Origin of the sequence: Kocuria sp. CPCC 204721 (assembly GCF_040980945.1) — a bacterium.
Lineage (GTDB): Bacteria > Actinomycetota > Actinomycetes > Actinomycetales > Micrococcaceae > Kocuria > Kocuria marina.
In genome coordinates this window covers 184,842-208,232 of sequence record NZ_JAVKPO010000001.1, presented here as the reverse complement: position 1 = coordinate 208,232, position 23,391 = coordinate 184,842, and the positions used below count along the sequence as shown (strand labels likewise).

The 23,391-nt window shown below is 68.6% G+C and carries 25 protein-coding genes and 1 pseudogene; 13 read left to right on the top strand and 13 right to left on the bottom strand.

Annotated elements, in window-relative coordinates:
* Nucleotide 1: 1 nt before the first annotated feature.
* A complete protein-coding gene (locus tag RF637_RS00985; RefSeq protein WP_368843924.1) occupies nt 2–1,897 on the bottom strand; it encodes a methyltransferase in 1,896 nt (631 codons plus the stop codon).
* 3 nt (nt 1,898–1,900) lie between these two features.
* Nucleotides 1,901–2,359, bottom strand: coding sequence for a pyridoxamine 5'-phosphate oxidase family protein (locus RF637_RS00980; RefSeq protein WP_082943346.1), 459 nt, complete (start codon nt 2,357–2,359; stop codon nt 1,901–1,903).
* A gap of 190 nt (nt 2,360–2,549) precedes the next feature.
* On the opposite strand from RF637_RS00980, the gene RF637_RS00975 reads away from it, so the two are divergent.
* On the top strand, nt 2,550–4,862 hold the full coding sequence (locus RF637_RS00975) for a DEAD/DEAH box helicase (RefSeq protein WP_368844086.1): 2,313 nt from the start codon (nt 2,550–2,552) through the stop codon (nt 4,860–4,862).
* A 128-nt stretch (nt 4,863–4,990) separates the two neighbouring features.
* Here the strand turns inward: RF637_RS00975 and RF637_RS00970 are convergent, their stop codons facing one another.
* From RF637_RS00970 to RF637_RS00960, 3 genes are all read right to left on the bottom strand, one after another.
* A complete protein-coding gene (locus RF637_RS00970; protein WP_312918779.1) occupies nt 4,991–5,410 on the bottom strand; it encodes an Rv3654c family TadE-like protein in 420 nt (139 codons plus the stop codon).
* A 1-nt stretch (nt 5,411) separates the two neighbouring features.
* Nucleotides 5,412–5,771: a TadE family type IV pilus minor pilin gene (locus RF637_RS00965; protein WP_305047379.1), complete on the bottom strand. Its 360-nt coding sequence runs from the start codon at nt 5,769–5,771 to the stop codon at nt 5,412–5,414.
* Between the two features lie 374 nt (nt 5,772–6,145).
* Nucleotides 6,146–6,250: a DUF4244 domain-containing protein gene (locus RF637_RS00960; protein WP_368843923.1), complete on the bottom strand. Its 105-nt coding sequence runs from the start codon at nt 6,248–6,250 to the stop codon at nt 6,146–6,148.
* Nucleotides 6,251–6,507: 257 nt separating this feature from the next.
* On the opposite strand from RF637_RS00960, the gene RF637_RS00955 reads away from it, so the two are divergent.
* From RF637_RS00955 to RF637_RS00910, 10 genes are all read left to right on the top strand, one after another.
* Entirely contained in the window at nt 6,508–7,644 is a 1,137-nt protein-coding gene (locus RF637_RS00955; protein WP_368843922.1) for a phage major capsid protein, read from the top strand.
* 204 nt (nt 7,645–7,848) lie between these two features.
* Nucleotides 7,849–8,226, top strand: a complete 378-nt coding sequence (locus RF637_RS00950) for a hypothetical protein (protein ID WP_368843921.1) — start codon at nt 7,849–7,851, stop codon at nt 8,224–8,226.
* 16 nt (nt 8,227–8,242) lie between these two features.
* Entirely contained in the window at nt 8,243–8,611 is a 369-nt protein-coding gene (locus tag RF637_RS00945; RefSeq protein ID WP_368843920.1) for a hypothetical protein, read from the top strand.
* A 495-nt stretch (nt 8,612–9,106) separates the two neighbouring features.
* A complete protein-coding gene (locus tag RF637_RS00940) occupies nt 9,107–9,313 on the top strand; it encodes a hypothetical protein (RefSeq protein WP_368843919.1) in 207 nt (68 codons plus the stop codon).
* On the top strand, nt 9,313–11,361 hold the full coding sequence (locus tag RF637_RS00935; protein WP_368843918.1) for a bifunctional DNA primase/polymerase: 2,049 nt from the start codon (nt 9,313–9,315) through the stop codon (nt 11,359–11,361). The genes RF637_RS00940 and RF637_RS00935 overlap by 1 nt, the downstream gene beginning before the upstream one ends.
* A gap of 302 nt (nt 11,362–11,663) precedes the next feature.
* Nucleotides 11,664–12,101, top strand: a complete 438-nt coding sequence (locus RF637_RS00930) for a hypothetical protein (protein WP_368843917.1) — start codon at nt 11,664–11,666, stop codon at nt 12,099–12,101.
* Complete coding sequence (locus tag RF637_RS00925) at nt 12,098–12,589, top strand: hypothetical protein (protein ID WP_368843916.1); 492 nt, start codon at nt 12,098–12,100, stop codon at nt 12,587–12,589. Before RF637_RS00930 ends, RF637_RS00925 begins: the two co-directional genes overlap by 4 nt.
* Nucleotides 12,586–13,002 (top strand): hypothetical protein, encoded by a 417-nt coding sequence (locus RF637_RS00920; protein ID WP_368843915.1) that lies wholly within the window; start codon nt 12,586–12,588, stop codon nt 13,000–13,002. Before RF637_RS00925 ends, RF637_RS00920 begins: the two co-directional genes overlap by 4 nt.
* A gap of 16 nt (nt 13,003–13,018) precedes the next feature.
* Nucleotides 13,019–13,393: a hypothetical protein gene (locus tag RF637_RS00915; RefSeq protein WP_368843914.1), complete on the top strand. Its 375-nt coding sequence runs from the start codon at nt 13,019–13,021 to the stop codon at nt 13,391–13,393.
* Between the two features lie 306 nt (nt 13,394–13,699).
* Complete coding sequence (locus RF637_RS00910) at nt 13,700–13,993, top strand: hypothetical protein (RefSeq protein WP_368843913.1); 294 nt, start codon at nt 13,700–13,702, stop codon at nt 13,991–13,993.
* On the opposite strand, the gene RF637_RS00905 is transcribed toward RF637_RS00910, so the two are convergent.
* Entirely contained in the window at nt 13,977–14,213 is a 237-nt protein-coding gene (locus tag RF637_RS00905; RefSeq protein WP_368843912.1) for a hypothetical protein, read from the bottom strand. The two genes, RF637_RS00910 and RF637_RS00905, sit on opposite strands and share 17 nt — an antisense overlap.
* Nucleotides 14,214–14,315: 102 nt before the next feature.
* Here RF637_RS00905 and RF637_RS00900 point away from each other — a divergent pair, with 102 nt between their 5' ends.
* Nucleotides 14,316–16,076, top strand: coding sequence for a recombinase family protein (locus RF637_RS00900; RefSeq protein ID WP_368843911.1), 1,761 nt, complete (start codon nt 14,316–14,318; stop codon nt 16,074–16,076).
* A gap of 153 nt (nt 16,077–16,229) precedes the next feature.
* On the opposite strand, the gene RF637_RS00895 is transcribed toward RF637_RS00900, so the two are convergent.
* From RF637_RS00895 to ssd, 4 genes are all read right to left on the bottom strand, one after another.
* Entirely contained in the window at nt 16,230–16,646 is a 417-nt protein-coding gene (locus RF637_RS00895) for a type II secretion system F family protein (RefSeq protein WP_240505565.1), read from the bottom strand.
* Between the two features lie 380 nt (nt 16,647–17,026).
* Nucleotides 17,027–17,812, bottom strand: coding sequence for a type II secretion system F family protein (locus tag RF637_RS00890; RefSeq protein ID WP_312795614.1), 786 nt, complete (start codon nt 17,810–17,812; stop codon nt 17,027–17,029).
* On the bottom strand, nt 17,809–19,095 hold the full coding sequence (locus tag RF637_RS00885; RefSeq protein ID WP_368843910.1) for a TadA family conjugal transfer-associated ATPase: 1,287 nt from the start codon (nt 19,093–19,095) through the stop codon (nt 17,809–17,811). Before RF637_RS00885 ends, RF637_RS00890 begins: the two co-directional genes overlap by 4 nt.
* Nucleotides 19,092–20,120, bottom strand: a complete 1,029-nt coding sequence (gene ssd / locus RF637_RS00880) for a septum site-determining protein Ssd (protein WP_368843909.1) — start codon at nt 20,118–20,120, stop codon at nt 19,092–19,094. Before ssd ends, RF637_RS00885 begins: the two co-directional genes overlap by 4 nt.
* Nucleotides 20,121–20,534: 414 nt before the next feature.
* On the opposite strand from ssd, the gene RF637_RS00875 reads away from it, so the two are divergent.
* Nucleotides 20,535–21,092 (top strand): hypothetical protein, encoded by a 558-nt coding sequence (locus tag RF637_RS00875; protein WP_368843908.1) that lies wholly within the window; start codon nt 20,535–20,537, stop codon nt 21,090–21,092.
* A 61-nt stretch (nt 21,093–21,153) separates the two neighbouring features.
* Here the strand turns inward: RF637_RS00875 and RF637_RS00870 are convergent, their stop codons facing one another.
* The 3 genes and pseudogenes from RF637_RS00870 to RF637_RS00860 form a co-directional block, all read right to left on the bottom strand.
* Nucleotides 21,154–21,852: a peptidyl-tRNA hydrolase gene (locus tag RF637_RS00870; RefSeq protein WP_368843907.1), complete on the bottom strand. Its 699-nt coding sequence runs from the start codon at nt 21,850–21,852 to the stop codon at nt 21,154–21,156.
* A complete protein-coding gene (locus RF637_RS00865; protein WP_368843906.1) occupies nt 21,849–22,613 on the bottom strand; it encodes a biotin/lipoyl-containing protein in 765 nt (254 codons plus the stop codon). Before RF637_RS00865 ends, RF637_RS00870 begins: the two co-directional genes overlap by 4 nt.
* Before the next feature lie 13 nt (nt 22,614–22,626).
* Nucleotides 22,627–23,043: pseudogene (locus tag RF637_RS00860) on the bottom strand (transketolase C-terminal domain-containing protein); the annotation flags it as partial.
* Between the last annotated feature and the right edge of the window lie 348 nt (nt 23,044–23,391).

Here is a 23,391-nt window from a genome sequence, read left to right as displayed (position 1 = left end):
CTTACACCTCCGTCAGGAAGCCATGTGTGATCAGGCCTTTGATTTCACGCAGCAGCTGGGGTGCCGGGCCGTCCTGCCACCCCAGCAGCGATCCGAGGGCCGTGAGGATCTGCCCCGCGCTGAGCTCGCCGTCGCATACGCCCGCGAAGCCCGCCGCCTCGCTCGAGAGGATTACGCTCCGACGCAGTCCCGCCCCCTGCCGCAACAGGATCAGGGCCGGGTCCGGGGCCCCGGGTGTGCCGTGGCGTTCCTCGGTCACGTCCTGCGCCACGGTGTAGTGCCGCGCGAGCCATGCGGGATCGGTGCCCGACGCCGCTGCCGGGCCGCGAGCGCCGTGGTCCGCCTCGTCGCGCGCCATGCGCAGCATGCGCTCCCACTCCGCGGCGAGCGCCGGGGCGATGGGTTGCTGGATCGGGTGCGGGACGGTCTCGAAGATCCGCGGTGCGATATCCGGTGTTTCCTCACCCGGGCGGTACAACCACACCATGCCGAAGCCCACCGCGGCCACATCCCGGGAGTCGAAGTCGTCCAGGTAGGCCGCGTAGGCACGTTCGTAGTCGGCGACGTCACGCTGCTGGGACGCGTCCCGCAACCAGGTCTCGGCGTACTCGCACGGGTCCTGCACTTCACGTTGGACGAGCCACGCGCCGGTTCCCGGCGGCACCCACGACGCCGGCCCGCGGGACCACGTGGTCGAGGGCTCCTCGTGCGGATCACGCGGGATCTCCCAGTTCGCGAGCAGGTGCGCGGTGGCCCCCGGGTTCAACACGGTGGGCAGCGCGCCCAATAATTCCCGCACGAGCCGGTCCCCCGGCAGACCGCCGTCCCGGTAGGTGAAGCGGTCCCCGGCGTGTTCGTCCGGGCTGCGCGGCGTGATCACGAAGGGCGGGTTGGACACGACCATGTCGAACCGGCGATCCGCCACGGGCTCCACCAGGTTCCCCCGTTCCAGGCTCACCCGGGCGGGCAAGTCCCACGGGTCCACGTCCAGTGCCTCGGCGTTGAGGATCAGGTTGAACCGCGCGGTGGCCAGGGCGCGCTCGGAGATGTCCGTGGCCGTGACGTGGCGCGCGTGGGCCAAGAGGTGAAAGGTCTGGGTCCCGCATCCGGTCCCCAGATCCAGGGCGGTGTCCACGGGCCGGCGCGGTGTGGACTGCACAAGGGTCAGCGATGCACCCCCGATGCCCAGCACGTGGTCATGGCGCAGCACGCCCGGTCGCTGGAACGCACCCAGGTCGCTCGCGACGTACAGCTCGGCCGAGGAATCCGTGGCGTAGGGCCGCAGATCCACCGCGGAACGCACTGTGACGGAGGGCGCGGGGGTATCCGCCGCTGCGCTCTCGTCCGGGTTCGCGTGGGACGGGCAGTTCTCACCGAGCCCGCGCGCAGCGGCGTCGACGGCGCCTTCGGCCGACTCGGTGGCGGCATCGGCGGCACCATCGGCCGGCTCAACGCCGGCCTCGACCAGACCCAACCGTTGTAGGCCGGAAGCGCCCACGGAGGGCAGCGCGGCGTCGAGCGATGTGGCCGTTACGGGGTCCCCGAGCAGGAAGAACGCGGCGAGGGTGATCAACGCGGCGACGTCATGGCCCGCGGAATCCGCAGCGTTGCCGACGCCGCGCGGTGAGGAGTGAGTATCTTCCGCACCGCCCGGCACCGAACGGAGGTCCTGCGAGCGCCGTTGCAGGGCGCGACGGGCAGGGACCGCCTGGTCCCGCGACCACGCGGACATGGCCTGCTCGCCCACGAGGTCCGTGACCCCGTCCACCGTGAACCCCGCGGCCACGAGGTCGTCGTGGAGGCGGGCGATCAGCGCCGGGTCATCGGAGCGCGGGGCATCCGGGACCACGCTGAACGCGGGCCCGGGAGCGGCGTCGTTGGGACAGGAAGAGACCACCCGTCAGTGACCCAACCGGAAGGCGCGACCCGTGATGCGCGTGGGCGTGATCTCCACGAACTCGATCTTCTCCGTCTCCAACCACGGTCGCAGACCAAGCTCTTCCACGTACGCGATCCGGTCCGTGTCCGTGATCATCTCGGCCGTGCCGCGCACCACCACGGAGTGCGCTTGTGAACCGGCGGCGCGGTCGATCTCGACCGTCACGTTCGGGTTCAGTTGCAGGTGCAGGACCTTGGTGCCCTTGGCGGAGCGGAAGAAGATCTTCTCGCCGTCGGTCACGATGTTCAGCGGGGTGATGTCGATCTCGTCGCCGTCGCGAGTCGCCAGCCGCGCGAAGCGTGCCTGCTTCAGCAGCTCCCAGCTCTCCTGTTCGCTCAGCTCGGTGATGGGCGGGACCTGGGACGCGTCATCGTGCTCGTGGGCGATGTTCATGGGGTGCGGGTGCTCAGCGTTGCTCATACCCCCATGATTCCATGCGGGTGCGGGACGTGGGCCAGGTGGCGGTGTCGTCCCCGCATCGGATTCCGGCACCGGGTCCCCGCACAGGCAGGGAGCCGACGACGCGTGGCGGGCCCCGCGCATTGGTGGCCGGGCGGCGTCGTCCCCGCCCGGTGTGGGCCACAATGTCACGGTGACGACTTCGCAGGAGATGGTGGACCTGCTCGGACGCGGACCCCGCCCCGAGCAGGTACGTCATGTGCGCGAGATCCCGGAACGCGAACCCACCCACGCGCCCTGGCCCGAATGGCTGCACCCGGACGTGGTCAGCGCATATGAACGGCTGGGTATCCATGAACCGTACGCGCACCAGATCGCTGCGCTGACCGCTCCGCGACACGCGATCGTGGCCACGGGCACCGCTTCGGGGAAGTCCCTGGTCTACCAGTCCCTCGTGCTCGACGCCGTGCACCGGGGCAAACTCGCGGTGGCCGAACGCCCCGGCCTGCTGCACCATCCGGACGAGGCCACGGCCCTCTACATCTCGCCCACCAAGGCCCTGGCCGCGGACCAGCTCACGTCCCTGCGTGCACTCGGTTTCGCGGACGTGCGCGCGGCGACCTACGACGGGGACACCGATCCCGGCGAGCGCCGTTGGATCCGGGAGCACGCGGACGTGATCCTGTGCAACCCGGACATGCTCCACCACGGGATCCTGCCGCATCACATCGGCTGGTCTCGGTTCTTCCGGCGGCTGCGGTTCGTGATCGTGGACGAGGCACATTCCTATCGGGGGGTGTTCGGTTCGCACGTGGCCGTCCTGTTGCGCCGACTTGTCCGGGTCGCGGCGCATTATGGGGCCTCCCCCGTGTTCGTGGGGGCGTCCGCCACGAGTGCGTCCCCGCAGCAGTCATTCGCCAAACTCATCGGCGCGTCCGAACAGGACGTGACGGCGGTGACCCGTGACACCTCGCCCCACGGTTCGCGCACCGTGGTGCTGTGGGAGCCGGAACAGTCGCCCGGCGGTTCGGACAACGGCGCGCCCCGTCGCCGCACGGTCACAGCCGAGGCCTCCGACATGCTCACCGACCTGGTGCTGCGTCAGATCCGCACGATCGCGTTCATCCGTTCCCGCCGCGGCGCGGAGACCATCGCACAGGCGGCCCACCGGCAGCTCGAGGAGGTGGACCCCTCGCTCGGTCATCGCGTGGCCGCCTACCGTTCCGGATTCCTGCCGGAGGAACGCCGCGAGCTGGAACAGCAGTTGCGGGACGGGCGGTTGCTGGGGGTCGCGAGCACGTCCGCACTCGAGCTCGGGATCGACATCGCGGGGCTCGACGCCGTCCTGGTCGCCGGGTGGCCCGGCACCCGCGCGTCCTTCCTGCAACAGATCGGCCGCGCCGGGCGGGCGGGCCAGCACGCCTTGGCGGCGCTGATCGCCGGTGACGATCCCCTGGACGGCTACTTGGTCAACCACCCCGAGGCAATCTTCGACGTCCCCGTGGAGGCCACGGTGTTCGAGGCCTCCAACCCCTACGTGCTCGCACCGCACCTGTGCGCGGCCGCCGCAGAACTGCCCCTGCGCCCCGACGAACTCGAGCTGTTCGGGCCCACCGCGCGCGACGTCGTCGACTCCCTCACGGACGCGGGGCACCTGCGCCGACGCCCGAGCGGGTGGTTCTGGACCCGGTCCGAACAGCCCGCCACCATGGTGTCGATCCGTTCCGGGGACGGCGGTCCCGTGCAGATCATCGACTCGGAGACCGGCTCGGTGCTCGGCACCATGGGCGCTCCGCAATCGCATTACCAAGCCCACCCGGGCGCGGTCTACGTGCATCAGGGCCGAACCTATCTGGTGGAGGAACTGGACGAGGAACTGCACGTGGCGGCGGTGCGCCGCGCGTTCCCGGACTTCTACACGGTCGCGCGGGACATCACCGAGGTCCGCGTGCGGGACGTGCGCGATTCGATGCAGTGGGGTCCCGTGAGCATTCACCGCGGGGCCGTGGACGTGACCACCCAGGTGGTCAGCTATCAACGCAAACTGGTGGCGTCCAACGAGGTGGCGGGTGAGGAACCCCTGGATCTGCCGCCCCGCCAGTTGTCCACCACGGCCACATGGTTCACGGTCTCCGGGGGTCAGCTGGCCGCGATGGGGATCGAGGAACCGGACATCCCCGGCTCCCTGCACGCCGCGGAACACGCGATGATCGGGCTCCTGCCACTGTTGGCCTCCTGTGACCGGTGGGACGTGGGCGGGCTCTCGACCGCCCTGCACGTGGACACCGAACTGCCCACGATCTTCGTGCACGACGGCCACCCCGGCGGTGCGGGCTTCTCTGAGCGCGGGTACGACATGTTCCGGCACTGGATCACCGCCACCCGGGACGCGATCGCGCAGTGCGAATGCGAGTCCGGTTGCCCCTCGTGCGTGCAGTCCCCCAAGTGCGGCAACCGCAACAATCCACTCGACAAGGCGGGGGCGCTCAAAGTGCTCAACGGGGTACTGTCCTTCGCGCCGTGATGCGCTCGCGGCTGCCACGCGGCGGGTGGCCGTCCCGCAATGGCTGACTACTCCGAGGTGGGGGACCACTCCGGGGCGGGCGCCTGCTGCGGGGCTGATGGCTGCTCCGGGGGTGAAGTTCCCGGAGCTCACGGCTCCCCCGGCGGCGGTCCGGCCCGGGACACCCCGGTGGCCGGGCCCAGTGACGCGAGGGGTTGCGGCAACTCGATCACCGCGGTGACGTCCACGATCGTGTTCTCAGGGGCCACCACCGCGCACTCGGACAACTGCGCCCCGTTGTCGGCGGCCACCCGCGCAGCCACATCGCACGGGACGCCGGGGCTCAGGCCGCGAGCGACGTCGGCCGCGGCGAGTGCTGCCAAATCCGCCGCCTTGGCCGCACGGTGCGTGAGGATCGCGGCCTGCCCGACGAGCAGGACCACCACGAGGACAAAGCAGAGCATCACGGCCAGTGTCAGACCGTGCACCGTGCCGGACCCCTCGTCGCGATGATCTCCCGCGCCCACTGCTCGAGTCCGGCGACGCTCGTGCACCTCGTCCGACGTCATGTCACGGCCTCGCATGATCAAGCGTCCCCGGCCCGGCGCTCGGACCCCCGGTGGTTCCGAGAGCGGTGTCCACGGCCGCGCTGCCCGTGGCCTGCAAGCGCCAATCACTCCACGTCCCCAGGATCCCCGGGGCGGGGCCGTTCACCGCGACCGTGACCCGGTCGTCCGCGACGCTCACCCGGACGACGGCGGTGTCCCCGGCGATCTCACGCGCCGTGCGTTCCACGACCTCGCCGGTTTCTCCCCGGGCGGCGGCGCGCGCGGAGGCCCGGGCGGCTTCCTCGTAGCGCACGGTCGTCATCCCGGCAGCTGCGGCCGCGAGCAGAACGGCCAGGAGCAGGACGAGACCGGGCATAATCACGGCCGTTTCCACCGTGACCGCTCCGGCATCCGGATGTCGTGGTGGGTGCTCCGGCTGTCCCGGTGAGGCTTCGGCGCGATCGTGCGCCGGCACGGTTCTTGACCTTCTCATGGGAGTCCTCCTTCTACCGACGGCCACGCGCTCGCTCACCGGCACTCCACGGTGTTCGAACCACGGTGTAACTGGGGACCGTGGCAGTTCCGGGCGGCGTGGTGGTGGCCCCACTCCGACGAACGGGTCCGCCGGAACAGAAGCGCGGCAGGCCCGGGGGCTCGGAGTGGTTCGGGTGTATGCGGTTCTGGCACCGGGCCCGGGCCGCAGGGTGGCCGGTCCTACGCGGCCCTCCCACGGCCCGGGCCCGGTGGGTGCGCGGTTCAGACGGCCAGGGCCTTCTGGATGATGCCGAGCAACATGCCCGACACGGAGTCCGAGGACAGCACCGCGGCCATGACGCCGCCGAACGCGGCGGCCGCGAGCACGACTGCATCACGAGGTACTTGGGTGCCATTCGCTATCGGGGGCATTGTTGACGCGGCATAAGTTGTAGTTTCATGGTGTTGCGGCCAACGGCCGTCGAGTGCTCGGCCAACACCGAGGACCGGGACCACACGGTAAGCGTCGGACGGACCACCCGAACCGGGGACGCGAGGCCGCAGGGACCGGCAAGGCCCAAGCCACTCAAGCACTCGTTCTGGCAGCGACCACCACGGTCGCAATACCGAACGAGGTAACACTGATGAATCTCAAGCAGCAACGAGACGCCCTGATCTCCGAGGTCCGCGCGCTGGCCAAGGCCGCCCAGGACCAGAACCGGGAGTTCACCCCGCAGGAGGTCGACCAGATCGAGGCGAAGGACGCCGAGATCAAGTCCCTGAACGAGCGCATCGAGCGCGCGCAGCAGGGCGACCAGCTGGTAGCCACCCTGCATGCCGGACCCGGTGCGAAGGGCACCAACGCTCGGGGTGAGACGGTGGGCTACCTGAACACCAAGGGGATCGCACCCACCGCGGACAAGCTCACCGAGGTCGTCCGGGCCAAGGCATTCGGGATCGAGGCCCAGCCGGTGGACCTGTTCAACGGAGCCCCGGTCCGCCTGGATCAGGGTGACGTGGTCGGGCTGTCGCAGGTCATCCCGACCAAGCCGGTCACCAGCCCGGTGTTCGAGTACGCGCGCCAGACCACGCGCAACCACAACGCCGCGATCGTCCGCCCCGGTGCGGTCAAGCCCGAGTCGAGCTACGCGTTCACGAAGGTGGAGGGGCAGCTGGTGACGATCGCGCACCTGAGCCAGCCCTACGGCACGTTCGACGGGGAAGACCACCCCGAGGTGATGAACGCGGTGCATCAGGAGCTGGTGGAGGGTCTGCAGCCCGCCATCGAAGACCTGATCCTGCACGGAGACACGGGTGCAGGTTCGACCAACCAGACCGGTGTCCTGAACACCTCCGGGGTGCAGGTCGTGAGCTACGCGGGTGACGAGATCACCACGTTGCGCAAGGCCATCACCGCGCTGGAGACCCTGCGTCTCCCGGCTTCGGTGTTCGCGCTGAACCCGCTGGACTGGGAGCGGATCGAGCTGGCCCGCACTTCGGCCGGTGACCTGGAGTTGCAGGACAACCCCGTGAACCGCGCCCAGCGTCGGGTCTGGGGTGTGCCGGTGGTGGTCTCCACCGAGATCCCGGCCGGTCAGGGCATCGCGCTGGCGGATGGCTCGGTTCACCTGGTCTACAAGGAGGGTATGCGGGTCGAGGCCTCGACTACCCACGCGGACGACTTCGCCCGCAACCAGTTGCGCACCCGCGTCGAGTGGCGTCTGGCCCCGGCCGTGACCCGCCCGATGGGTGTGGTCAAGATCGCTTTGGCTTCCGCCTGATCCGGGTCTGATCAGTGGGCATCGGTTGGTTCGCCAGCCGGTGCCCACTGGCTTACCGGGTCCAAACACTAAGGACATACCATGGTTTACCCTTCAATGTTTCCCACCGGTCAAACGGCGGTTGATCCGCTAGAGGCCGCGATGGCCACCGTCCGTAGTTTCTGTGGTTGGCACGTCGCACCGGTCATAGAACAAGACCTGATCTTGGACGGGTCCGGGTCCTTGTCGCTGTTGTTGCCGTCCAAGCACGTGTTGGATGTCTCGGGGGTGACCGAGAACGGTACCCCCGTGCAGGTGCACTGGTCCGCGTCGGGTATCCTCCGCAAGGAGTCCGGGCAACCCTGGGCACCCTCACTGCGCGGGGTGACATTACACCTGCGCCACGGATACGAACCGGAGGAGGTCGGTGATATGCTGGCGGTTGCGAAGGCGGTCGAGGCGCGGATCCGGATGAACCCAGGCGGCAACGTGACCTCCTACCAGGCGGGCACCCAGGGTCAGAACATGCGCGCAGGTTCGGTGCCATTGTTCGCGGACGAGCGCCGCACCCTGCAGCCGTACCAACTGAGCTGGGGGGTGTGAGGTGCTCTGGGAAGCGATGAACAAAACCCGGATCGTGTACAAGAAGGTCACCGGGTCGTACAAGAACAGTCAGAACCAGGTGATCTACACCTACACCGAGTACGAGATCGAGGCTGGGATCGACGACATCACTAACAGTGAGTTCAGCTCAGCCCAGTCGCTGGCCACCAACCTGTCGGTTGGGATCATCTACCTGCCCCCGGGCACGGCGGTACACCAGAGGGACGTGTTCATCGTCCCGACGGGGTTCACGAACACTGACGGGGTGACCGCCGAGACCCGGGCTTACTCGGTGGCAAAGCTTCCGCCCGTGAAGTCCCCGCCGTTGTTCGCCCCTGCGGGGCTGGTGGACATCTTTGCCACGGAGGTCACGATCAAGGGCTGAGCCCATATTGTGCCCACGGTTAGGGCCGTGTTTTCCTGGTTGTATCCGCTCTCGCGTGCGGTGTCATCGGGGACAAGACCCCCTGGCGTAGAGCCCGCCAGGGGGTCTTGTCATATCCGAAGTCGGGTTGACAAGTGGCAAGAATAGGAGTATTGACACGAGTCTTACAGAAGTGATTTCGTTGTAATTAGCAGGCGGGGCCACCACGGACCGCCCGACAGGCTGGTTATCTGGGTCCTCTGTCCTGTCAGCGCGAGACGCGCCGCGATCCTTCGAACGGTAAGACGCCGGGAGAGCCGCCCCTCAGGGAGTGCGGGGGACCCTCGTTTCAGTGGCTATGGCCACGAAAGACGGGGGGTCAACCTATGCACCCCCAAGAGGAGAGCCCGATGGCACCCAGCGCGAATCAGCAGGACCGCTACCAGCGGCTGCTGGCTATCATCTTCGGCGGCCAGCCCGTCACCACCGACCAGACCACGGGTGGGGGTGAATGACATGGCACTCACCCCAGAACACAAAGCGCGAATCAGCGCGGCCATCAAAACCAAGTACGCGGACCCGCAGCGCCGCGCTGAGATAGGCCAACGTAGCCGCGAGGCGGCCGCAAAGCGCCGCGCCGAACGTGAAGAGCTGATCCGCCTGCGGGCCGAGAACGCTGCATTGCGCGAGGCCATCACCCGCCTGAACGGTGGTGATCGGTGATGCCGAAGCTGACACCAGAACAGGCCCAGCGGGTCAAGGACCAAGGCCCGGTGCCGCTGGTCGAAATCGCACTGGACTACGCGACCAAGGGCTATGCGGTGTTCCCATTGCAGCCCGGACGTAAAGACCCGATGTCGGGTAGCCACGGGTTCAAGGACGCCACACGCGACCAAGACCAGATCAAACGGTGGTGGGCCAGCCATCCGGACGCCAACATCGGGATCGCGACCGGGACATCCGGCCTGATGGTGGTTGACCTCGACATCAAGCACGAGGCCGATGGTCTCCGCTCGTGGCATCACCGCACGGCCAGACTCGACCTGCCCGAACCGGCAGTGGTCCACACCCCCTCCGGCGGCGTACATCTGTACTACCAGGTCGACCCTGACGCCGCCCCGGTCAGCAACAGCGCCGACGGTGATAGCGGGATCGACGTACGCGGGGACGGCGGTTACGTCGTCGCCCCCGGGTCACACACCGGCGAGGGGTTCTACTACCTGGACACCAGCGACTCAGACCCGGACATGGTGACCGACCTGCCGTCCGTGGGCCGCCTGCACGTGGCCTCCCGTGAGTTGATCGCGGCCACCCGGCCCAGCAAGACCAATGAGGGTTCCGAGCGTCACGACACCACCCCCTCGAGTCTGCCTCTGTACCCCGAGGGCCAGCGGCACGCGCTGTGGCTGGAGTACGACCGGCTTGCCAACACCACCAGCGGCGGACGTAACGACCAGCTCAACAAGTCCGTGATGTCCCTGGCGCAGATCGCCAGTGCACAGGACGCGGCAATCACCCAGGATGACGTGCGCACCATGGCCGAACGTGCCTGTCACGCTAACGGGTTGATCCCGGATGACGGGTGGGAGGGCTTCAACGCCACCTACGCCTCGGCCTGGTCCGCGGGCTCAGGTCAACCCCGCGAACTCGGGACGGTGGAGGAGGCCACCCGCCTGGCATACGAACGGGAGCTTCAGGAGCGGGTCCGTCAGCTGCGCCTGTCCCGGGAAGCTCAGCGGGTCCTCGACCAGGAAGGCCAGACCGAGACCGGTCAAGCTGTGGACGCGGGGTCGTTCCTGTTCGAACTGCCTGACACCACGGGTGGGGTGTGGGGCACCGGTGATCACGTGCTGTGGGCCGAGGGTGAAGCGTTGATGATCGTCGGGCCGCCCGGCGTCGGCAAAACCACCCTGACCGGCCAGCTGGTCCGGGCACGGATCGGCCTAGGCGACGGGCAGGTGTTGGGCTACCCCGTGAAACCCACTGGCTCGAAGGTCCTGTATCTGGCGATGGACCGTCCGAGGCAGATCGCCCGGTCACTGGCCCGCCACTTCACCCCCAGCGAGCGCGAGACCGTCACCCAGCGGTTGGCCATCCACCAAGGCCCGCCACCCGCTGACCTCGCCCTGAAGCCGGAGACCCTGCTGTGGATGGCTCAGGAGCACGGCGCGGACACGGTCATCGTGGACAGCTTGAAGGATGCGGCGGTGGGGCTATCCAAAGACGAGGTTGGCGCGGCCTATAACCGAGCCCGCCAACTGCTGATCGCCAACGGTATCGAGGTCGTGGAGCTGCACCACCAGAAGAAGAGCGGCAACGGCGAGGGCTCGAAGCCCAACGACCTGGGAGCTGTCTACGGTTCGACCTGGTTGACCTCCGGTGCTGGATCGGTGCTGCTGCTGTGGGGCGAGGCAGGTGACATCGAGGTGGAGTTGGTGCACCTAAAGCAGCCGATCGCGTTGGTAGGCCCGCTGCGGGTGCATCACGACCACGCCAACGGTCACTCTTACGTGGTGCACGACTCCGACCCGCTGGCCATCCTCGCGGCCTCGGATGGGCGGGGGATGTCACCCCGTGAGCTGGCTGAGGCGATGGGCCGCGGGACGGACAAGGCCGAAATCGAGCGCTCGCGGCGGGACCTGTCGCGGTTGGTCCAACAGGGTCTAGCGGATTCTAAGAAGGAGACGCGGGCCAACCAGAGCACCACGGTCTACCGGGTCACGGACCACGGCCGGATGGTTGCCACGAAGAACGCGGGGATGGTCCTGTGAACTATTCACAACGGGTCCACGAAGTCCACGCAGAAGTCCACGCACAGGTCCACGCGGTATTCCCGGACCCTAGGTCCACGCAGAAATCCACGCAAGTCCACGCCACTACCGCTTCGCCCCGTCGTGACGCGGGGGAACGGTCCACGCGCAGGTCCACGGCGGGTCCACGCGGGGCACCCCACCGAAGAGTCCACGCGTCCACCCCCCCCTGAAAGGGGGTGGACGTGGACTTCTGCCGCCCCCTATCTAAGCAAAAAAACAATCAATCACCCAGCAACACCAGCCCCGAGGAGGCACCCCAGATGACTAAGACCAACAACCCCCAAGACCACCTGGTCTCGCATCGCGCTGGCCTGCCCGTCACACTGACCACCCACATCGCCCAGGAGCTGGCGGGCTGGGGCTGGACCCTGTGCCGGGTGGATGACCTGGAGTTGTGGGCAAACGCCCCGGGTGGTCTGCCGCTGTCAGTGTTCGTGGAGTACCCCAGCCCCGGGGAAGGACACATCGGGGTGCTGTGGTGCGAGCCCGGGCACCGGATGACCCGAGCCCGTGAGACGGTGGCCCAAGCCGCCCGCGGTTACTTCGGTCCGTCCCGCCCGCCGTCCCGGTCTGGGCGGGTCGCCTGGGAGCAGGACTGGCCGTGCTCGTTGATCGTGTTTGAGGCCACCGTTCACCCCGGATGGTTGGCGGACCTTATTGCCAGCATGACCGAGCCGGACCAGGAGCGCCAGCCGTGAACGCGAAGAACCTCACCCCCTACCAGCGGCACACCGAGGCGGACCAGCATCACGAAGACCCCACCCGGCTGCCAGACCTGTGTCGTCGTGGCCTGCACGACCTGAGCGACCCGGACAACGTCCGACACAAGACCACCCCGGGCGGGGGGCTGGCCCGGCAGTGCAAGCCGTGCTACGTGCAGGCCCAGCGCCGGTGGCGCGAGAAGAACCGCGACCGGTATAACACCACAGTGCGCGAGCGCCGGAACCAACCGGGGGAACACCGCGAGCGCCGCTTAGCCGCCCAGCGCGCCTACCACCACGGGCGCGACCGCTGCCGCCGTGGCCACCTGCAGGGCGGGGCGACCCGGTACGTACGCCCCGATGGTCGGCGTGAGTGCAGGCGGTGCCGTCGGGCAAACCAGGCGGCTTGGCGCGCTCGCCGGCGATCTTCCGCCCAGCGCCCCGAAGTGGTTCCCTGGGAAAATACCAGGGAGGAGCAGGCATGACCACCTACTACACGGCCTGGCGCGGCCGCCCACTGCCGGACCGTGACCACCCCGCCAGTCTTGCCGACCGCCAACGCCACAGCAGGCAAGACAGCGCGCTGTTAGTCATGGAGGCGGCGTTAGGGCTGTCGGCCGATGAGCAAAGGTTACTTAGGTTGCCCGCCCGGTGTAAGGCGGGCCACCCGATGCGGGAGGACCCCACCAACGTGCGGTTGGATCTGGATGCCGGGACCTTCCACTGCAGGCATTGCGAGCGACCCAAACCTAAGCCCGTCCCGAAATGCCGCAAGGGTAAACACCTCAAGACCCCGGCCAACACCGGATCACGCGGCCGGTGCCTGGCCTGCCACCGTGAATACATGAAACAGCGTTACCAAACCAAACACCAGACCCGCGAACCAGTCGCGGCCTGACCCTAAGGAGAACCCCATGGCAACCACCCAACGACGCGGCGTCCTGCTCGCAGCAGTCAACAAGAGCGTGAAGGCAGCCGGTGACCGGCTGGGCGGCCAGGACCAAGCCACCATCGAGGTGGCCCGCGCCTACGCCCGCCAGATCGACGCGGTCATCAGCGACCCGGACCAATCCGACGGGGAGAAGGTCAAAGCCCTGCACCTGGCACCCCACCTCGTGGCCGCCCTGAAAACCCTTGGGTTGAACGAAGCGGGCCGCGAAGAGATCAACCTGATCCGTGCGAGGGTCGAGGCCACCCGCTCGAAGGCCGACCAGGCCAAGTCGGACACCCCGCTGACGGGTTCGGCCGCGTTGAAGGCCCAACTCCGAGGTTTGAAGACGGCCAGCTGACCCCAGGGGTAGGGGGTTAAATTCAGTGGATGGAGGCCCGGAGCCTCCCCGGGGAAGGGCCGAAGCAATTGATTTTCAATCTTCTAACTCCCCCCGGGTACGGGTCACCCAGCCCCGGGACGGTATCTGACGTGATGTCGGAGACCGTCCCGGGCGCTTAGGTACCGACGGTGGCGTGAGGGTCACGGAGGGCCAGGAAGAGCCGCTCATTATAATCGACATCTTGTCTCATGGCAAGGCTATATAGTACAATGGCTAGTACAGAACAACAAACCCGATGCACCGCCAAGCTGACAGGACGGACCGATGAACACCACCGACACCGCCGCCGTGACCACCCCGAACCTGTGCCGTTGTGGATGCGGTGACCAGACCAAGACCACCAAGGCCCGTTACCTGCCCGGTCATGACGCACGGCACGCGGGTCAGTTGGCTCGCGCTGTGTTGGCCGCGCAGGACCCGAAGCAGCGTGCGACGGTCCGACGTACGATCACCAAGCAACTGTCACCGGCGTTGCAGGCCAAGGCCAAGCGGATGATCGAGCGTGGCCAGCGGATCGAAGCCGCACGACACCGCACTAACGTCAGTGACCCTTCTTAACTGACACAGCTACCAGCAGGCCCGACTGCGGGACGATCCGGTGGTAGTTACCCTGGTGGTCCTCAAACTCGATATCCGGCATGAGCCGGTCCGAGGGGCGCTCGAGGTAGAAGCGCAGGCGGTCGACAATATCCTGTGCGGCCTCGGCGGTCATAACAAATTGGTAGTCGCCATATCGCAGAACGGCCGGTCGATCATCACGGATCGTCATGTCACTCATTGGGGGTCCTCCCTACGCCTGCCCGCGAGCCCATCCCGCGGCGGCACAACATCACCCTAACCGCGGGCACCGACCCCCGTAACCGAACACCTAGGAGTCACTATGCGAGCTATCGGCTATATCCGAGTGAGCACGGCCGGTCAGGTCAACGACGGGCTGTCCCTGGACGTGCAGCGCCAGCAGATCACCGCCTACGCCACTCAGCATGGACTGGAGCTGGAGATCATCCAGGACGCCGGGCTCAGTGGCAGGCGCAGGGACCGCCCGGGTTGGCGTGAGGTGATCCGACGCTGTGAGGCTGGCGAGGCGGACGTGTTGGTCGTGCCCAGCCTCAGCCGCTGCGCCCGGTCCGCGAACCAGATCTTGGAACTTACCGACCGGCTGACTGACCACGGCGTGACGTTCGTGTCCTTGAAGGAAAGCATCGACCTATCCACGCCGATGGGTCGGATGATCCGCACCATGCTGGCGGCGGTGGCGGAACTTGAGGTGGAGCAGACCCGTGAACGCACTATCGACGGTAAACGCGAGGCGATCCGGACCCGCAACACCTGGCCCGGTGGGCGCCCCCCGACCGGTTGGCGGTGTGTGGGGGACGGGAAGCTGGAACCCGACCCGGACCAACGCCGCGCCCTGGAGATCATCAAACACGGTTACCTAGTGGATGACGTGTCCTCCTATGAGATCGCCAAACGGCTGGACGCGGCGGGTATCGCCCCTCACGGTGGCACCACCTGGCAGTCCTCGACCGTGCGGCGTGTGGCGGAAAACCCGGTGATGTGGTCCGGTCAGCTGGTGTACGGCCACCCGCGGGATCAGACCCGCCAGAACCGGTACCGCTCGACCAAGACCAACCGGGATGGGGAGCCGCTGGCGGGCGAGCCACTAACACTGCAACTGCCCTCCCCACCCTGGACCCGGGCGGAGTTCGAGGCGATCGGGCAAGCCGTGCGGCGTCGTCGCGACCGCTCGAACCAGACCAGCCGCACCACCACCGTGCATCCCCTGAGTGGTCATTTGACGATGCCGTGTGGCCGCCACGCCTACGGGGTAGACCTGAGTAAGAGCCTGAAAACCACCGGGGCACGGGCTTACCGCTGCTCGGGCAAACGTTCGCCTGATCCGTGTTCGTGCAGCCAGTTACAGGCCGGTCCGCTAGAGGAGTACGTGTTTGGACGGTTGTTGTCGTTGATCTGGGACCCGCAGGCGATGGCCGCGACGGTCACCGCGTGGTTCGACACGCTGCGGCAACAGGCCGAGCCCGAGCGGTTGCGGGAGCTTACCGCCCAGCGCGAGAAGGTCACCCAGCGGTTGGACCGGCTGGTGGAGGTCGCTATGGACACCGACTCGGCCACGGTGCGCCGCAAGATCGTTGAGTTGGAGGACCGGTTAGACGAGCTGGCGGAGCTGATCGAGACCGCCCAGACTGAACAGGCCGAGATCGACGCCCAACAGCTGGACTGGGCCGCGAAGCTGCGGCAGGTCGGCCCACCGGACGAGAACTCGACCCCGCGGGACATGGCTACATTGGCGGATGCCTACCAATTGGACGTGCAGGTGGTGCAGTCACACCGGGGGTTCGCCCAGCGTGTGGAGATACGCGGGGTGTTGTCCCCGGGCACCGAACCGACCCAGTTAGTACCCCGTGAGGCGGCCGCGAGCACGATGACCGCGTACTCCGCCGTGGACGCCCCGAGGTCCGGGTCGTCCGGATCGACGGCGGTGCGGGGCCGCACCTCGGCGGTCGGCATCGACTGGGTCGCATCCTCCACGGGGATCTCCGTGGGATCGTCGAACGCGGTGGTGCAGGCGGGAAGCGTGATCGTGGACATGGTGGTATTCCTGTTCGTTGGGTGTTCGTGATGTGTTGAGGGGTGAGATGGCAGCGGTGTCGCGCACCCGCCTTCGTGACAAGTGGAAGGTTGCAAATACGTGTCTAGATCGGGGCGCAGCATCCTGCGGGCGGCCCCCTCCCCCTCCCCGCAGCGTGAGCGCCGTGCAGGCGCGCGTGGCCGGTCATGATCCGAAGACCCTGGGCAGCAAACTCATGAGCACGGGGACCACACCCCAGCACATGAACGCGGGCAGGAAGCACAGGCCGAGCGGCAGCACGAGCTTCACGGCGAGCGCCTCGGCCGCCCGTTCGGCGCGACGGTACTGCGCTCGCCGCACGAGGTCCGCCTGACCCCGCAGGACGGACGCCGAGGCCGTGGCGGAGGTGGCCGTGAACTCGAGAGCGTCGCGGAAGTCGCGCATGTCCCGGGACAGTTCTTGATCCGCGGGCCACGCCGCGTCCCACGGGAGCCCGAGTCGCAGGGCGGCCGCAACCCGGCCCAGCTGCTGGTGGACAGCTCCAGCGCAGCTGTTCGCGAGGACGGACACGGCCTCCGCGAGGGGCAGTCCGGTCTCAAGCTGGCATGCCGTGAGTTCCACGAGTGCCGCGGCGGGTAGAGGGGGGATCGACGCCGCCGTCGCAGTTGCTGCACGGGCCGAGGGACCCAGCGATGCGTCCGTCGACATTGCCCAGGTCGCCACACTCAGAGCATCCCCGGTCGTTCCCGGGGTCGTGGATGACCCAGACGACCACCCGTTCACCCCGGTCGATCCGATGTCCCTGCCCCGGGCCAATCCGCCGTGAACGGTCGACGTGGCCCTTGAGCCAGGACGAAGAAACCCACCATTCAACCCCGAACGGGACGACCCGAGCTCACGCGGGGAACGTCGTCGTCCGCGGGGGATCCGCAGCCGCGAGCCGGGAGAAAGCCACACAAGCACACCGCATCCCGCGAGAACACCCGCCATCAGCGCCCCGATCATGACGCGCTCTCCACTTCGGCGCGATGCATCAGGGCCCGGGTCCACAATCGCCCGGCGATGCTGAGGGCGGCACCCGCCGCGAGCGCGAGCCGACCCCACCACGTGGTCAGCAGCGTGGTGATCGGATCCGTGCCCATGAGCACACCGAGCCCCAGCGCGAGCACGGGCAGCCACGACAGCGTCCGCACCGTGACCCGCGGTCCTGCCAGGGCACTGTCCCGGGCGGCCTGCGCGTCCAGCTGCGATTCTAGGGACTCCGCCACGCCCGAGAGCGTGCGCCCCAGGGGCGCCCCGGAACGCTCCGAGATCTCCCAGCACGCGGCGAGCTGGGCGCACACGGACCGCGCGGTGGCCGCGAGGGCGCGATCACCCACGGGCACGGGAGCACTCGCGAAGCGCGTCAGACTGGCGGACACCGGGATCCCGACCTGGGCGGCGGCGTGGACGTCCCCGCACATCCGGGCGATCCACCGCCCCGTGGGTCCCGAGCCCGTGGAGACCGCGGGCAGTTCGCCGAACACCCGGGCGGGTGCCCGCCCCGCTTGCAGCAGCGCGGCCAGTCGGCGCACCACGGTCACCCATTGCATCGCTTCCGCGGCACGATCACGACGACGCCACCGTGCGAACACGCCCGGGCCCACCGAACGCTCGGCACCGCCGTCGGCGTCGTCATCACCCGAGCGGTGTGCGGGTACTGCGAGGCTGCCCCCGCGCGCGCCGCCACTGCTCCAGACGAGCAACGCGGCCGCGGTGAGGACGAAGAGGAGAAACGCGAGCATCATGATGCGTCACGCCCTCGGGCCAGCAGCCGTGCCAGCTGTGGCCACCCGGGCCCCTCGACCGGATGCCCGGACTCCACGGTCAGAGCGGGCCGGGTGCTCAGCACACCGTCCTCGAGGTGGAGAGTGCACAGGGAATCCAGCCTGCGTCCGGCGGGGGTGCGGCTCACATGGGCCACGAGGTCCAGCGCGTTGGCAGCCTGCAGATCCACGGCGCTACGGCTGAGTCCCGCGAGGGACCCCAGGGCGGCGAGCCGGGCCGGAACCGCCCGCGCGGAGTTCGCGTGCACGGTTCCCGCACCGGAGTGCCCCGTGTTCAGGGCGGTCAGCAACTCGCGGACCTCCGCGCCACGGCATTCCCCCACCACGAGCCAATCCGGGCGCATCCGCAACGCTTGCCGGACCAGGTCCGTGAGGTCCACGGAACCGGCCCCCTCCACGTTCTCCTGCCGGGACTGCATGCCGACCACGTGGGGATGATCGGGGTTCAGCTCCGCGGCGTCCTCCACGAGCACGAGGCGCTGTCCCGGCGCGCACTGGGACAGTAGCGCGGACAGCACGGTGGTCTTTCCGGAACCGGTGGCGCCGCTGATCATGAGATTCGCCCGTGCGGCCACGGCATCCGTGAGGACGTCCGCGAGGAACGGGTGCACGGTCCCGGAGTGCACCAGATCCGCGAGCGACAGCCGCTGCGGAGCCCGGAAACGGATGGACAGCAGTGTCCCCGACGTGGACACCGGCGGGATCACGGCATGCACCCGTAGCCCGGTGGCGGTCTGCACGTCCACGCACGGGTGGCCGTCGTCCAGCCTTCGCCCGGCCGCGGTCACGAGCCGCACCGCGAGCGCGCGCACGTGCGCCTCGGACGTGAACGGGCTCGTGACACGCTGGATCCCGTCGTGGGTCTCCACGAAGACGTTCTCGTGGCCGTTGACGTAGACGTCGCTCAGTCCGGTCGCCGGCAGTAGTGGCTCCAACGGCCCGAGCCCGGTCAATTGCGCCTTGACGTGCTGCGCTGCTCGGACGGAGCCGACGGCCCCGAGCACCCGGCCCGTCTCCCGCACGGCCTTGGCGATCCTGGTGTCGGTGACCGGACCGCCCTCGGCCAGGAGGCGTTCGCGCACCTGGTCCACGAACGCGGCGTCGTGCGCGGCAGCTTCCGGCCCTGGCGTGACGCACGGGCCGGACCGGGTTGCGGTGTGGTCGACTACTTCCGGCCCCGACGCATCGCGCGGACCGGGCCGGGCGGCGTCGTGATCGTGGGACACCGTGCATGAGACCGTCATGACAGCTCCTCCAATGCCCGGACGATCTGCGCCACGGTCTTCGCGTGGCGGGTGTGCCGGCCGCGACGTAGGACGGTGCCATCGTCGAGGTGCTGGGGCACGCGAGCGTCGAACGCAACGGCCGCGACGCACGGCACGCCGGTGGCCTCGGCCACGACCGGGGGATCCACGTCCGCGACGTTGACCCCGCACACCGCACTCACCACGGGAACAGGTGCGCAACGCCGCACCGTGTGTTCCGCGGCCAGGATCCCGCGCACGGTGCGGGAAGCCAGGACCAGCACGGCATCGCACCAGCGCGCTTGCCGTTCGAGGTCCGAGCGGCACAGATCCACCACCTGGACCGCAGCGGCGCCACGCAGCGCGGCGATCACTGTGGCCATCGGAACGGTGTGCGCTAGGCTCGCGTGGCGATCCCATGAGAGGTACCGCAGGGCATCCAGGCGCGGCATGGCCGCCCACAGTTGATCGGCCGCCACGGTGCCCGAGAACTGATTGAGCTCGGGCCACCGCAGCCCGTCGGTGGTTTCCTCCCCCAGCGCGAGATCGAGGCCCGCGCCCAGGGGGTCACCGTCCACGAGCGCGGTGTCCACCCCCCGGGCCGCGAAGTGCCCCGCGAGCCAGCACGCCACCGTGGACGCGCCCACTCCCCCGGTAGCGCCGACGACGCCGTACACCCGCCCGGTCGTGCGTGGCAGTTCGGAATCGGACGAGCGGGAGATCATGTCCGCGAGCCACGCGGCCGCGTGCGGTAACACCACCACGGCGGACGCCCCGAACCTCACCGCGGTGTCCCACGCGTCGGCGTGTTCGGTGAGCGCCACGACCACCGCCCCGCGGGGTACGACGTCCCCGGCCCAGGCGGCATCCACAAGCACGACGTCTGACGGCGCCGCTCGCGCCCCCGCACCGTCGTCCGTCACCCTGAGCGCAACCCCGGCGCCGATACACACGGCCTCAACGGCCTCCACGAGGTCAGGGGTGGTGCTGAGCAACTGCACGCTGCCCGTCGCCGTGCTTCCCATCGGTGCACGTCCCCCCGCTGCGCTGACCCGCGAGCGCGCCGCGATCGGGGACTCGCGATCCGCAGGGACCGGCCCGGCAGGGAGCGGACCACACCCCTGATCGCCATGGCCACTGTCAAAGGCTGCGTAAGACCGACTGGCCGCGCGGCGGGCTCGACGCGAGGCGCCCGGAGGGTCGACGGGAGCCGTGATGGATGCGGTGTTCATGGCACCAACCTGGCCGGTGACACCCACGTTCCGCGCCCGCTGGCCCGCACTGTGCAGCGTTGCGGGCACCCGCCGCGGCGTGCCGGGTGCTGTGCAGATCGCCCGCCGCGGGGACGGAGGGTTCCCTCCCGTCGTGCGCGCTCGCCGAGTATTACGGAACGGTCACCGGTGGTGCACAGTTGTCCGGGGAAGCACCACCATGAGCTGATGGACCTCAACCCTGTGACACGAACATCGGCCGTCGAGGCGGTGATCCTGAATGTGCTCTATTGCCTGCTGGTGCTCGCCCTGCTGCTCTGGGTATTCCACTGGGGCCGGGTCAGCATCATGGTGGTGGCTCTGCTTCTCCTGGCCGTCATCATCATCCCCGGGTTCTTCGCTCTGCGCCCGCAGACCGAGCGGGGCGAGGACTACATCATCACCTCATGCGGTGCCCGCAGCCAAGGGCAACTCACGGTACCGGTGCCCGTCTCCGAACTTCGGAGACTGGTCGAGCGTGCCTGCGCCCAGCACGCGAAACTGGGCTTGCGAGAACTCGATGCGCAGGGCGGGCGGATCTCGGTGGGAATCACGTTCTCGTCGTGGGGCGCGCGCGTCCGATTCGTCTTGCGACCCGTCTCGGAGACCGCGTCGCAGATCGTGGCGACCTCGCGTCCTCGGATGCCACTGGAACTGTGGGGCCTGGCCGGGAGCGAGGCAAACCTGTCCCTGCTGTTCCGCGGCGTGGCACGGGAGGCCGAGCGCACGCACACGAGCGTGACCTGAGCACCGCCCGACCGGGCGCGGTGCATGCCCCATGAGGCCCGGCTCTCAGCTGAGTCGCCGCTCAGGCGGGTTCCACCCACCACGCCCGGGTGGTGTCGGTGGGGCCGTCCAGCTCGGTCAACCCCGCGTCCGTGACCGTGACCGGCCTCTGGACCCCGCCCCACTCCTCCCGCGAGGGGAACTCCACGCGCACCCGGTAGTCGTCCACGCGCCAGCGTTCCCGCACTGTTTCGGGCATGGCCTCCCACGCGAGCTGCGCGGCGTGCCCACACTGCGCCGCGAGCTTGCCGCTCGAGATCCCGAGTCCCGGGGCCACCTCCACGGTGACCACGGCATTCTGCGTGGCGGAGGCCCCGACGGCGGGGAATTGCGTGCCGGACACCTGCAGCTTGTGCAGTTGCTTGGGCAGGGGCTGCACGGGTGCGGGCACGAACGCCCTCACGGCCGCGGTGCCGTGCTCGTCCGCTGCCGTAGTCGGCGCCTTCTGCGCCACCGTGACCCCGGGTAACGCCTGCGCGTCCTCCCAGCGCTTGCCGTCCGCGCGCCGCACAAGTTTGCGGATCTGCACGTCCCGCCACGTCCGCACGGCCTCGTGCCATGGCCTACCCGGGGCGCTGCGTTCGTCGCCCAGCAGCATCACGACGGCGCGCGCCGCCGCTTCCGCGACGTCCACCTCCCGTGCGGGGCGCCCACGATCCCGGTACACCACCAGTTGCATGGCCCAGGGGACGTCGTGGGTCTCAGTCGGCTCAGCACTCATGGCCCCGAGTCTCCCACGCGGATCCGCAGCGCGAGCTCGCCCACGGACAGCGCGTGCGTGTCCGGGACCACGGGGACCATGAGACCGCGGTCCGTGGCCGTGGCGATCCCCAGGTGCACGCGGCGGCAGACCGTGATCTGCTCACCCTGCAGCGAGGCGTTGAGCTCCGGAGTCCGGTGCAGGGCCCAGCACGTAGCGCGCGAGAGCACGGCCAGGGGGGGGTGACCCGGGCGCACCGCGGCTGCGCGCCACGAGCTCCATGGTGCGCGTGACGTCCACGTCCAGGAACTCGGTGACGTGCGGCGCGGTGAACGCAGAAGCCACATCGCCTGCGCCGTGGCCTTGCGGACGCCCTTCAACGGGATGGTCCACGTCTCGTCGCCCTCCGGGGCGCCGGGCGACGTCGTCGGCGCGACCTCCGGGAGACCACCGGTGCCTACCAGGTGCTGCGCGAGGTCCCTGCGGGTGACCTCGCCGGCCGGACCCGTTCCGGTCAGCGCGGCGAGATCCACTCCGGCGTCCTCGGCCACGATGTCGATGATGGGCGTCCCCACCTCCACCGTGGCTCCCTCGGGGGCGAGCATCGTCGCCACCGATCCCGCGGTGGGACACGGCAGTTCCACGACCGACTTGGCGGTCTCGATCTCCACGATCACCTGGTTAACCTTCACGGCGTCATCGGCAGCGACTTTCCAGGTCAGGATGTCCGCTTCCGTGAGGCCCTCGCCGACGTCCGGGAGCTTGAACTGGGCTGTATTCATGATCTCCTCCTCCATACTCGAGAGCCCGGTCGATCCCGTCGAGGATTCTGTCCACGTCGGGCAAGTCGTGGTGCTCGGAACGCGACGCCGGGTACGGGGTGTGGAACCCGCCCACGCGGATCACGGGTGCCTCGAGGTCGTAGAAGCATTTCTCCCCGACCCGCGCGGCGATCTCAGCGCCCTCACCGAAACTCGTGGGCGCTTCATGGACGATCACGAGACGACCCGTCTTGCGCACGGAGGTCACCACGATGCCCGCTTCCACGAGGGGAGCATCGATGACCCGCTGGTCACCGAAGTCCTTCTGCAGCCCGTCCGTGATGCGGAAGACCCCGCCCAGCGCGCCGATGTCCTCCCCGAACAGCACGACCCTGGGATCGTCCTCGAGGGCCTTGTGCAGTCCCCGGTTGATGGCAGCGGCCAGGGTCATGGTGGTGTTCTCGACCCCGGGCGCCTGGGCCGCGGTCCCAGCTCGCCCTGGCGCTGGAGAGCCGTGGCCTCCTGGTCGGATCTGCGTAACAGGACCATGGATCGGTACATGGTCATCAGCTCGGTCATCTCGAGGGTATCGAGCTCGTATCCGTTCGGGGACAGACGCTCGCCGCTGGGACTGATCATCTGCACGGGATGAGGTTCACCCAGTCCCGTACGTTCCGGATCCATCACCTCGTTGTGAACGTTCATGTCGCTCTTCGAAGTAACGCGTATTCAATTGTCACTAGGTCTCTGTGACGCAGGTCGCTACGCCTATCCCGCGCGGCTCCGCCAGGGGGGCCCG